The sequence below is a fragment of the Roseateles sp. P5_B10 genome (assembly GCF_056400485.1).
Genome location: NZ_JBFULE010000120.1, coordinates 1 through 11,078, shown reverse-complemented (window position 1 = coordinate 11,078; position 11,078 = coordinate 1). Strand labels below are relative to the sequence as shown.

At 69.2% G+C, this 11,078-nt stretch carries 11 protein-coding genes; 5 read left to right on the top strand and 6 right to left on the bottom strand.

Annotated elements, in window-relative coordinates:
- Positions 1–1,381: cbb3-type cytochrome c oxidase subunit I (locus tag AC1DU6_RS10625; RefSeq protein WP_477857091.1), on the top strand; the 1,381-nt coding region annotated here is incomplete at its 5' end.
- A 9-nt stretch (positions 1,382–1,390) separates the two neighbouring features.
- Here AC1DU6_RS10625 and AC1DU6_RS10620 read toward each other — a convergent pair.
- Positions 1,391–2,401 (bottom strand): NADP-dependent oxidoreductase, encoded by a 1,011-nt coding sequence (locus AC1DU6_RS10620; RefSeq protein WP_477857089.1) that lies wholly within the window; start codon positions 2,399–2,401, stop codon positions 1,391–1,393.
- On the bottom strand, positions 2,398–3,633 hold the full coding sequence (locus tag AC1DU6_RS10615; RefSeq protein ID WP_457321453.1) for an MFS transporter: 1,236 nt from the start codon (positions 3,631–3,633) through the stop codon (positions 2,398–2,400). Before AC1DU6_RS10615 ends, AC1DU6_RS10620 begins: the two co-directional genes overlap by 4 nt.
- Positions 3,634–3,709: 76 nt before the next feature.
- Here AC1DU6_RS10615 and AC1DU6_RS10610 point away from each other — a divergent pair, with 76 nt between their 5' ends.
- Positions 3,710–4,678, top strand: a complete 969-nt coding sequence (locus tag AC1DU6_RS10610; protein ID WP_056191348.1) for an AraC family transcriptional regulator — start codon at positions 3,710–3,712, stop codon at positions 4,676–4,678.
- Positions 4,679–4,699: 21 nt separating this feature from the next.
- On the opposite strand, the gene sodC is transcribed toward AC1DU6_RS10610, so the two are convergent.
- Positions 4,700–5,236 carry a superoxide dismutase [Cu-Zn] SodC gene (sodC, locus tag AC1DU6_RS10605; RefSeq protein WP_457321451.1) on the bottom strand — a complete coding sequence of 179 codons (537 nt, stop codon included), beginning with the start codon at positions 5,234–5,236 and terminating at the stop codon, positions 4,700–4,702.
- A 214-nt stretch (positions 5,237–5,450) separates the two neighbouring features.
- Here sodC and AC1DU6_RS10600 point away from each other — a divergent pair, with 214 nt between their 5' ends.
- On the top strand, positions 5,451–5,723 hold the full coding sequence (locus tag AC1DU6_RS10600; RefSeq protein WP_457321449.1) for a helix-turn-helix domain-containing protein: 273 nt from the start codon (positions 5,451–5,453) through the stop codon (positions 5,721–5,723).
- 24 nt (positions 5,724–5,747) lie between these two features.
- Here AC1DU6_RS10600 and AC1DU6_RS10595 read toward each other — a convergent pair whose 3' ends face one another.
- Positions 5,748–6,518 (bottom strand): PEP-CTERM sorting domain-containing protein, encoded by a 771-nt coding sequence (locus AC1DU6_RS10595; protein ID WP_457321447.1) that lies wholly within the window; start codon positions 6,516–6,518, stop codon positions 5,748–5,750.
- 192 nt (positions 6,519–6,710) lie between these two features.
- Here AC1DU6_RS10595 and AC1DU6_RS10590 point away from each other — a divergent pair, with 192 nt between their 5' ends.
- Entirely contained in the window at positions 6,711–7,952 is a 1,242-nt protein-coding gene (locus tag AC1DU6_RS10590; protein ID WP_457321446.1) for a cation:proton antiporter, read from the top strand.
- A gap of 7 nt (positions 7,953–7,959) precedes the next feature.
- Positions 7,960–8,472, top strand: a complete 513-nt coding sequence (locus AC1DU6_RS10585) for a YcxB family protein (protein WP_457321444.1) — start codon at positions 7,960–7,962, stop codon at positions 8,470–8,472.
- A gap of 290 nt (positions 8,473–8,762) precedes the next feature.
- On the opposite strand, the gene AC1DU6_RS10580 is transcribed toward AC1DU6_RS10585, so the two are convergent.
- Both AC1DU6_RS10580 and AC1DU6_RS10575 read right to left on the bottom strand, forming a co-directional pair.
- Positions 8,763–10,649 carry a putative Ig domain-containing protein gene (locus tag AC1DU6_RS10580; protein WP_457354904.1) on the bottom strand — a complete coding sequence of 629 codons (1,887 nt, stop codon included), beginning with the start codon at positions 10,647–10,649 and terminating at the stop codon, positions 8,763–8,765.
- 180 nt (positions 10,650–10,829) lie between these two features.
- On the bottom strand, positions 10,830–11,078 hold a 249-nt coding region (locus AC1DU6_RS10575), incomplete at its 5' end, for an integrase core domain-containing protein (protein WP_477857085.1).

Genomic DNA, 11,078 nt, shown 5'->3' with positions numbered 1-11,078 from the left:
GGTGGGCATGGTCGCCTTCGACGGCCAGGCGCACGACACCTACTTCGTCGTCGCGCATTTCCACTACGTGCTGATCGGCGGCATGCTGTTCCCGCTGTTCGCCGGCTTCTACTACTGGACGCCGATGATCAACGGCCAGCAGTTGTCGGAGCGGCTCGGGCGCTGGGTGTTCTGGCTCAGCTTCGTCGGCGTGCACGTCTGTTTCCTGCCCATGCACCTGACCGGGCTGATGGGCATGCCGCGGCGGGTCAACACCTATCTGCCGGACCGTGCCTGGGACCTGCCGAACCTGGTCTCCACCGTGGGCGCCTTCATCATGGCCGCGGGAGCGCTGCTGTTCGTCATCGACGCGGTGCGCTGCTACGCCCGTGGCGGCAGCAGCGGCAATGCCCGCAATGCGTTCCATGGGGGCACACTGGAATGGCTGTCGGCGGGCAACTACGGCGTGCGCTCCATCCCGGTGGTCAACGACCTGGAGCCGTTGTGGGCCGACCCCCAACTGGCCAACGACGCGCAAGCCGGGCGCTACTTCCTGCCCAACACGGCCACCGGCCAGCGCGAGACGCTCGTCACCAGCCCCGCCCGCGCCGAGCCGCAGTACGTGCAGATCATGCCGGGGCCATCGTGGTGGCCGCTGCTGTCGGCGCTGTTCACGGCCGGCTTCTTCCTGCTGCTGACGGTGAAGGCCATGACGCTGAGCGCCGTCTGCGGCGTGCTGACCGTGATCTGCCTGATGCGCTGGGTGTGGAGCAACGACCGGCACCTGCCGCCGCAGCAGAGCCAGGTCGACGCTGGCGCCGGCATCCTGCTGCCGACCTATGTGGCCGGGCCGCAGGCGCACGGCTGGTGGGCCGCGGTGCTGCTCGACATCGTGCTCGGGACGATCTTCCTGATGGCGATGTTCGGCTACCTCTACCTGTACGCCGCGCATCCCGACTGGTGGCTGCTCAACGCGCCGCGCGGCGCGCTGGTTCCCGGCCTGTTGCTGCTGGGTGCGTCGGCGGGCCTTGCCTATGCTGCCCGGCCGCTGATGGCGAGGCTCGAGCGCGGCAGCGGCGCCAGCGCCGTGTTGATGAGCTTCAGCGCGGCGTGCCTGGCCGCCGCGCTGGCCGTGGACGTGCTCGACTGGTGGCACGCCGGGCTGCGCGGCGATGCCAGCGGCCAGGGCGCTTCGGTCTACGCGATGCTGGCCTGGCACGGCAGCGTCGTGGCGGCCGTGGTGCTGGCGGCGTTCTTCTACGCACTGCGCTGGATGCGCGGCCTGGCACCACGCCCAGCCAACAAGACGCTGGAGGCATTGCGCCTGCTGTTCATCTACGCCGCACTGGAGGGTGCCGCCGGCCTGCTGCTGCCGCGGCTGCTGCCGTGGGGCGGTGCGTGAATCGCGCTCTCAGGCCACCTTCACCACCGTCTTGCCGAAGTTGCCGCCCTGCAGCAGCCGCGCCAGCGCGGCCGGTGCCTGCTCCAGCCCGTCGACGATGTCCTCGCGCAGCGTGATGCGCCCTGAATCCAGCCAGGCGCCCATCTCGCGGCGGAAGGCGTCGAAGCGCTCGCCGTAGTGATCCAGGATGATGAAACCCTGCATGCGGATGCGCTTGGCCAGCAGCGTGGCGACGAGGCCAGGCAGGCGGTCGGGACCGGTGGGCGGCGCGGCGTCGTTGTAGTGCGAGATGAAGCCGCAGACCGGCACGCGGGCGTGCAGGTTGAGCAGCGGCAGCACGGCGTCAAATACTTCACCGCCGACGTTCTCGAAATAGACGTCGATGCCTTGCGGGCAGGCCTCGGCCAACCGCGCGGCGAGGTCGGGGGCGTGGCGATCCAGGCAGGCATCGAAGCCCAGCATCTCGACGGCGTGGCGGCATTTGTCGGCGCCGCCGGCAATGCCGACCACGCGGGCGCCCTTCAACTTGGCCAACTGGCCGACGACAGCGCCGACCGCACCCGTGGCCGCGGCGACGACGACGGTCTCGCCCGGCTTGGGCTGGCCGATGTCCAGCAGCCCGACATAGGCCGTGAAGCCCGGCATGCCCAGGCCACCCAGTGCGTGCGACGGTTGCGTCACGTCGCCCAGAGCCAGCAGGTCGCTGCCGTCGCTCACGGCGTATTCCTGCCAGCCCGCGTTGGCCAGCACCAGCTCGCCTTGCTTGAACTTCGCATGGCGTGACGCGACGACGCGGCTGACTGTGCCGCCCACCATGACGCCGCCCAGCGGCACCGGCGGTGCATAGCCRGGCCCCACCGGCGCCATCAGGTTGCGCATATACGGGTCGACTGACAGGTAGAGCGTGCGCAGCAGCACCTGGCCGTCGGCGGGTTCGGGCACGGGCTGGGTGTCGAGGCGGAAGTGCTCCGGCCCGGGCAGGCCTTGCGGGTAGGCGGCGAGCGTGAGGCGGCRGTTCATTGCGCACCTCGGGCGACGGCGCGCGGACCATGGCGCAGCGTCAGCAGCGTGCCCAGCGTCAACGCAACGACAGCGAAGGCCGGGCCGCCCAGCGCGCCGATGCGATCCACCAGCACGCCGCCGCCGATGGCGCCGCTGGCTATGGCGATCTGGAAGGCCGCCACCAGCAGCCCGCCTGCGCCTTCGGCCTGGTCGGGCGCGGCGCGCACGATCCAGGTCTGGAAGCCCACCGGGAAGGCGCCGAACGCAAAACCCCACAGCGTGATGGCCACGGCGGTGACGGCGGCCGATTGGCCGGCCACCAGCAGACAGGCCGCCAGCACTGCGATCAACACGCCGCCGAACACGATGGCGTGGCGCTCGCTGCGCCCGGCCAGCCAGCCGCCGGCGAAGTTGCCGAAGAAGCCGCCGATGCCATAGCCCAGCAGCACGCCCGAGATGGCGCCGACCGACAGGTGCGTGACCTGCTCCATCAGCGGGCGGATGTAGGTGAAGCCGGCAAAGTGACCGGAGATGACGAGCAGCACCGCCAGCAGCGCCACGCGCACCGGCGGGCGGCGCAGCAGTTCGGCCAGCACGCGCAGGTTGGGCTTGTCGCGCGGCGGCAGGGCCGGCAGCGTGGCGGCCTGTACGGCCAGCGTGACGAGGCTGACCACGCCCGCCGCGATGAAGGCGCTGCGCCAGCCCCACACGTCGCCCATCCACGCGCCCACCGGCGCGGCGCAGACGGTGGCGACCGACACGCCGGTCAGGATCACCGACATCGCGCGGGCGAACAGGTTCTGGGGCACCAGGCGCATGGCCAGCGCCGCCGACATCGACCAGAAACCACCCAGCGCAACGCCCAGCATCACCCGCGCCACCAGCAGCGCCGCAAGGCTGCCGGCGGTGGCGGCCAGCAGATTGGACAGCACCAGCAGCGCGCTCAGGGCCAGCATGACGACGCGGCGGTCCAGCCTGCGCGTCAGCAGCGGCAACGCGGGTGCAGCCACCGCGCCGACCAGCGCCGTGGCCGTGACGGCCTGGCCGGCTGCGCCGTCGCTGATGCCGAGATCGCTGGCCATGGCCGTCAGCAGGCTGGCCGGCAGGAACTCGGCCATGACGAGGCCGAAGACGCCCATCGTCAGCGAGGCGACGGCCGGCCAGCGGGCGGTGGTGTGGGCCGGGGCGGGCGCGGCGATGGCGTGGCCACCGGGGTCGGTGGGGCAGGCAGTGCAGGAAGAGGAAGTCACGGCGGCAAGTCCCTTTGTCAGCGAGGTCTGAATGCTAGGAATAGGCTGCCGGCGATTGAATGCCAGGAACGCCGAGATGCTTGACTTTTCGTCCAGACCCGAGGGCCGCGACACCCTGACCGAGATCCTGCTGGGCCTGCGCCTGGACGGCGTCGAGTACGGCCGCTGCATCCTGCGCGCGCCCTGGGCCGTGGCCTTCCCGGCGCAGCGCTCGGCGCGTTTTCACTTCGTCGGCCACGGCGGCTGCTGGCTGCGCACCGCGGCCACCGACTGGGTGCGGCTGAACGCCGGCGACGCGGTGCTGCTGCCGCATGGCAGCTTTCATGTGCTGGCCAGCGCGCCCGACGTGCCGGCGGTGGACATCGACTCGCTGTCGCGCGTCGCCGTGTCGGAGAACATCTACCTGGTCGGCGCCGCGCCCGGCTCCGCCGCCGCGGTGGTGGACGACGCCACCGACGTGATGTTCTGCGGCGCGCTGCGCTTCAACCTCGACCCGCTGCACCCTCTCATCGCGATGATGCCGCCCGTCATGCTGGCCGGCGACCTGGCGCAGAAAGACGCGACGGTGCCCGTGCTGCTGGACGCGATGGAGCGCGAGGTGGCGCTGGACCGCATCGGCGCCTGCGGCATCCTGGCGCGGCTGGCCGACGCGCTGGCCGCCAGCATCATCCGCGCCTGGGTGGAATGCGGCTGCAGCGACGCGACGGGCTGGATCGCCGCGGTGCGCTGCCCCAAGATCGGCAAGGTCGTCGCCGCCATCCACGCCGAGCCCGAACGCGACTGGAGCCTGCCCGAGCTGGCCGACGTCATGGGCGCCTCACGCTCCAGCTTCGCCGACGCCTTCACGCGCACCATGGGCGAAAGCCCGGCCCGCTACGTCGCCAAGATCAAGATGTTCCAGGCCCGCAGATGGATCGCGCAGGACGGCATGCGCGTGGCGACGGCGGCGGACCGGCTGGGCTATGAATCGGAGGCGTCGTTCAGCCGGGCGTTCAAGCGGGTGATCGGGCATGCGCCGAGTGCGGCGCGCGGGCCGTCGCCCTGAAGCGCCGGCCCGGCGCCGCCCTCATTGCTCCCGCGCCCCCGACGGCGTCACGCCGCAGGCCATGCGACCCCCGCCGCCGCCCAGCGGCATCGGGTGGTCGGCGTGGTTGTCGCCGCCGATGTGGATCATCAGTGAGCGTGCACGCAGGTCGTCGAGCTTGAGCCGTGGCGCCAGCACGGCATGGCTGGCGCGCTCGTCGGCTTCCACCACCAGCGCGGGCAGGTCGCCCAGGTGGCCGTCGCCCCAGGGCGTGCCGTGGCGCCCGCTGCCCAGCGGGTCCAGGTGGGCACCTGCCGCCAGGCCCGCCACCGGCTGGCCGTCGCGCAGGCCCGCTGCGCAACTCGGGTTCTCGTGCACATGAAAGCCATGGCTGCCCGGCGGCAGGCCGTTCAGCGCCGGCGTGAAGACCAGGCCGTAAGCCGATTCGGTCACCACCACTTCGCCGATCGCCTGCGCCGCGCCCCGGCTGTCGATCAGGTGCATGGGCACGGTGATGGCAGCGGCCTGGACCGCGGCGACGGGAAGGGCCAGCAGCGTGGCGATGGAGAAGAAGCGCATGGTGGGTCTCCCTGACAGCGGGCCGGACACCTCGTTCAGCCCTGCCCTGACAGACGGGCTGCCGGGCACAAAGCGGACAAGGGATGTGCGGACAGGCGAGACCTGGCCGATGCGTCTACAGGCGGGGGCGCGAGGTGCCCGTCATCGGGGCGCAAGTTGCGTTGCCCCAAGATCGGCACGGTCGTCACTGCCATCCACGCCGAGCCCGAGCGCGATGGGGAGCCTGCCCGAGCTGGCCGACGTCATGGGCGCCCCGCGCTCCAGCTTTGCCGACGCCTTCACGCGCACCGTGGGCGAGAGCCCGGCCCGCTACGTCGCCAAGATCAAGATGTTTCAGGCTCGCCGCTGGATCGCCCAGGACGGCATGCGCGTGGCCACGGCGGCCGACCGGCTGGCTTAYGAGTCCGAGGCGTCATTCAGCCGGGCGTTCAAGCGGGTGATCGGGCATGCGCCCAGTGCGGGGCGGGCAGGCAAGAAAGCGGCCTGAGGTCAACGCCAGGCGCGTGCGATTTCAGCCCGTGCGACGACGCGCGATGCAGGCGATGCCCGCCAGCCCGGCCAACCACAACAGGGCCGTCTCGGGCTCCGGCACCGCCAATGCCTGTTGGGCGAATTCGAAGCTGACGGTGCCGAAGCGAGCCCCATGTGCGGCGTCGGGCGAGTACTCGTAGGCCCTGAGGTTGGCGGCGTAGATCAAGGTGCCCGGCAGCACGGCGCCATAGTCAACGGCGTCGGTGAGCCGCGTGAACCCTGCGTTGTTGACCGCCGCGGTGGCGCTGTTCAGATTGGCGTAGACGAGGGCGTCGAAGCTGGTCTGCGTGACCACCACGTTGCCCATCGTCACCGAGTAGCCGCTGAGGCCCATCCCAGCCGCGTTGGTGATGCTGAAGTAGGCCAGCGTCGCATCGATGTAGTTGCCGGTCTTGACCGTCTGGGCGAACGGGTCGAAGCGGGAGGCCTGGCCCACGACGCCGAAGTCCATYGCCAGCGTGAAGCCGATGCTGCCGGGGCTGCTGTCGGGCGTGAAGACGACCGCCGCAGCGTCCGGCGCCAGCTTCGTGTTGCCGGCAAACGGCCCGTTGTTCCAGACCGGGTGCGAGGGCAGCTGCCGCTGGGTGAAATCGAAGTTGGAGCCTGCGATGGTGCAGTTGCCGAGCGCCAGGATCTGGTCGAACGTCGCGGTCGGGCAGACCGTGGCAGACGCGGGGGCCGACAGCACCAGCGCCAAGGCTGGCGCCAGCAGCGTGGCAAGGGGACTACGCTGGCTTGTCGCAGAGGTCATGGGGCTCTCCTGATCGTGGGTTGGAGCCGCCGATGTTGCGCGCCCGTCCGACGGCGCTCCACCCACGGATGACCCACAGTCGAGCCGGGCAAGGGTCGTCGCGCCCCTGTTGGCGGGCCGAATGAGCGCTGCGGGGTGGCCACCTAAAATTCACCGCCCCAGCGTGCCGTTCAGGCGCCGTTCAACGATCCGATGACCACCACCACCCTGCTTCTGCAACTCATCGTCATCCTCGGCGTGGCCCGCGGCTGCGGCTGGTTGCTGCGTCATCTGGGCCAGCCGCAGGTGGTGGGCGAGATGGCGGCCGGCCTCGTCCTCGGCCCAGCGGTCATGGGCTTCTACGCTCCGGAGCTGCATGCCCAGCTGTTCGCCAAGCCCCTGCTGGGTGGCCTGAATGCGCTGGCCACGCTGGGCCTGGTGCTCTTCATGTTCGTCGTCGGCCTGGAGATCCGCGCGCCGGGCGGCCTGCGCTCGCAGCTGCGGTCAGCCGGTAGCGTCGGCCTGCTCAGCGTGCTGGCGCCGGCCGTCCTGGCCTTGGCCATCACGCCCGCCCTGCACCCGGGCTTGGCGCCGGCGGGCGTGGGCTTCTGGCCCTTTGCGCTGTTCATGACGGCCGCCGTGTCCATCACCGCCTTCCCCGTCATGGCCCGCATCCTCAAGGACCGCGGCATGACGCAGACGCGCTTCGGCCAGCTGGCCCTGGCGGGCGCTGCGGTCGTCGACGTGTTCGCCTGGGTGCTGCTGGCCTTTGTCGTCGCCCTTGCGGGAGTGGGTGAAGGCTATGCCGGCCTGGCCCGGATCGCCGCCGGCACGCTGGCCATCCTCGCCGTCCTCTACCTCGTCGTGCGGCCGGTCTATGCCCGCCTGCTGGCCGCCCGGGCGCCCGATGGCGAGCCCTCGCTGGGCGTGCTGGCGGCGCTGATGCTGGGCTTGCTGGGCTGTGCCGCCGCGACCGAATGGCTGCACCTGCACGCGGTGTTCGGCGCCTTCCTGTTCGGCGCCACGCTGCCGCGCGACGACCGCCTTCTGCAGTCGCTGATGCAGCGCATCGAGCCACTGTCCATCGTGCTGCTGATGCCGCTGTTCTTCGCGCTGGCGGGCCTGTCGACCACGCACGCGGCGTTCGTCGGCGGCGCCCTGGGCGCCATGCTGCTGGTGGTGGGCGTGGCGACGGTCGGCAAGCTGGTGGGCGGCTGGCTGGGCGCCCGCGTGGCCGGCCTCAATGGCGCCGAAAGCATGGCCACCGGCGCGCTGATGAACGCCCGCGGCCTGATGGAGCTCATCGTCATGAAGGTCGGCCTGGACGTCGGCCTCATCGGGCCCGACATGTTCACCATCCTGCTCATCATGGCCCTGGCCACGACGGCGATGACCAGCCCATTGATCACATTGGCGTTGCGATATCGGCGGGTCGATAACGCCAGAGCCGCCTGAGCTCGCCATGCAGATCCAGCTGAGCTCCGACGACTATCTGTCAGCGATTCGCGCCGGCTTCAAGCCTCGCCCTGCATTTGCAGTGCTCGGCATCTTGATCGTCATCCTTGCCCTGGCCGCATTGGTCTTCATGCTGGGTTCGTGGTGGCGAGGGGAAGGCTCCTGGTCTGATGTGCTGGGCGTGCTGGCAATCTGCTACTTCCCCGCCTGGTATTGGTTTTATCTGCCGTGGAAGGTGCGGCGCCTGTATGCGCAGCAGCGATCACTTCACCAGCCGGCATCGGTCGAGATTGGCGAAGCCGGCCTGCAGTTCCGGACGGTGAATGGCGAAGGCTTGATGCCCTGGGAGAACGTCTACCGATGGCGAGAAACCAAGGTGGTTTTTGTTCTCTACCAGTCTGATCTGTTGTTCAGTTTGATCCCCAAGCGGTACTTCGACTCGATGGAAGCTCAAGGTGATTTCAGGGCAATGCTGGTGCGCCAGGTGGGACCTGCGAATACGCCGCGCAAGCTGTCTTGAGGCCCGGCAGCGCCGCGCGCGCCAACCGGGCTGCGGGTGCCGAGGCGGACATGCGCCAGGCAGCGGGCTATCCGGCCCATCGCCGACTTGTTCGTTGCCAGGTGCAGTTTGTCGCCTGCCGATGCCGCTCATGGATGCGCTTTGCAAACTGCGCAGGCTGCAGCCCTTGCAAGGAACTCCCATGCGCTCTGTTCGACGATGGCCGGCCTGCTGTCGGCGGCCCTGGCCGTGCCCTGCGCCCCGGGCCGCCACACGCAGGTGCACTGCGCTCTCGCCCGGATTTGGCTGACTTATTGAACGTTGATGGCCGTGATCGTTGCCGTCGAGCCGGACCAGCCGGCTTGCGACACGATGTACAGAATGCCGTTCGGTGACAGCGCGAGATTGCCCGATGCTGGATAGCTCCAGATCGTTCGGTGTGCCGAGCGATCGATGACGTAGGTCGAGGTATTGGTACTGATGATCACGGTGTTCTTCGTGAGCAGGACCTCACTGACGAATTCCGTATCGCCAGACGCCTGGGGCGTCCAGGACCAGAGCAGCGAGCCGTCGGCTTCCGAGCGGGCCTCGAGTCGCAAGGGGTTGTTATTGGCCGCGTAGACGACGCCCGCGTCATAGGCCGGCGTCGAGGGGTAGACGCCCCTGATGGACCAGTCGACGGTCCGCGACTGGAGGTTGAAGTGCAGGAGTGAATTGCCGATCCCTCCGCCATTCAGAAAGCTGTTGGCATAGGCCGCGGCGAACACGGAGTTGGCGCCGCCGAGGACGGGGGAGCCGCCGATTTCGTAGATGTAGTTCGTGAAGGACGGATCGGCGATGCTCATCTTGAGCGCGCCGGAAACAGGGTCGAACACCTGCAGGGAGTTGCCGGTATAGGCATACACCGCGTTGGCGTCGACGGCTGGGGTCCACGCAGATTGCTGTGCGGCTCCGGCAAAGTACAACTCGGTGCCCTGCGTGCTGAATGCATACAGCCCGCCGTAGGTTCCCGCGTTGGTGTACACGCCTGAGGGCCCCACGGTGGGCGCGAGATAGTGCTCCCACTGAGATGACATGCGGGACTTGAACAGCACGGTGCCGTTGCTGGCGTCCAGGCCGAACATATAGGTCGACGATTGCTGACCGGCCGCGACATAGACGACCCCGTTGCTGACGGCCGGCGGATTGGTGGAAGGGTAGGGCAGCTCGCCGAAGCTGTAGCTCCAGACGCTGGCACCGTCATGCTCACGCCGAGCCGAAACGGCGTTGTCTCCGGCGATGTAGAAGTTGCCGCCTGCCGTGGTGACCGTGCCGAGGTTGAAGCGGCCGTTGAAATAGATGAAGGACGGCACCGTGATTTGCCAGCGGGTGTCGAACTTGTTGGCGTCGAGCGTGACCGGCACGTAACCGGTGTGGGCGGCGTTGCCCTGGAAGGTGGCCCATTCCGGTGCGCCCGCGACGGGCGAGAGCGCCGTCAGGTGATTGCCCGGCCAGGCGCCACCTGCGGCAAGGACGTTGACGCTGTAGTTCACGAACAGCGTGGACGTCGCCTGCGGCGCAGCGCAGGCCGTGTCCTGGCAGAGGCTCACCACCGCCTGCCCGGCATGGACGCCTGCCGTGGCGGAGCCGGCGGTCGAAAACTCCAGGACATAGCTGCCACCGCTGGCGGTGACTGCGACGGTCGAGCCGATCACGCCGTCCTTGTCGCTCGCCTTGGCGTAGACGGTGCCAGTGAGGCCGAGCGCCGCGCCGTCGAGCGTCACCAGCGGAGCGACCGAGGTGCCCGCCACCGTCATGCGAGTGACCTTGGCGGCAGGCTGGACAGCCAGGCGGATCTTTGCATTGGCCGAGCCGCCGGGCCCCGTCGCCGTGACGGTGAAGTCGGCGGGAGCGGTGCCGGCGGTAGGCGTGCCCGAGATGGCGCCCGTGGTGGTGTTCAACGCAAGGCCGGCCGGCAGCGCGGGTGCGACGCTGAACGACGTCACGGTGCCTGATGTGGTCGGCGCCAGCGTCGATGTCGCCTGGTCCTGCACGTAGGCCTGGGGTGCGGCGTAGGACAGCGTCGGTGCTGGCGGCGTCGGCGTGCTGCTGCCGCCCCCACCGCCACAGCCGATGGAAATTGCAGCGCAAACCAAGGCTGCGCAAAGACCCGTGGCCCTCATATCCGTCCTCCCCGTGCTTTTGATGTCGTCCCGCATGCGGGCGCGGCGATTCTAGAAGCGCCCTGGCGCAGCATTCGGGGTGGATGCCGAAGGCGCCGATGGCATTCTTCACGGCCCCCAATTGCTTGCTGATCACGCTTGCGTTGCGCTACCGGCGGCGGGTGGAGAACGCGACGACGGCTTGATGCCGTCAGGCCGCCGCCCAAAGGGCGATGGCTAGCTGTTGAGTTTCGATAGGTTGTACCCACCGAGCCGGGAGGCAGGAGGGCTGTAGCCAAGAGCGGAGTGAGGCCGTCGAGCGTTGTAGTAGGTCAGGAACGCTGGCAACCAGGCCGTGCGCTCACCGCTGTTGGCCCAGACGCGACCATAGGCCCACTCCCGCAGACACGTCTGGATGAAGCGCTCGGCCTTGCCGTTGGTCTGTGGGCAGTACGGCTTGGTGAAGCTGTGCTTGATGCCAAGCTC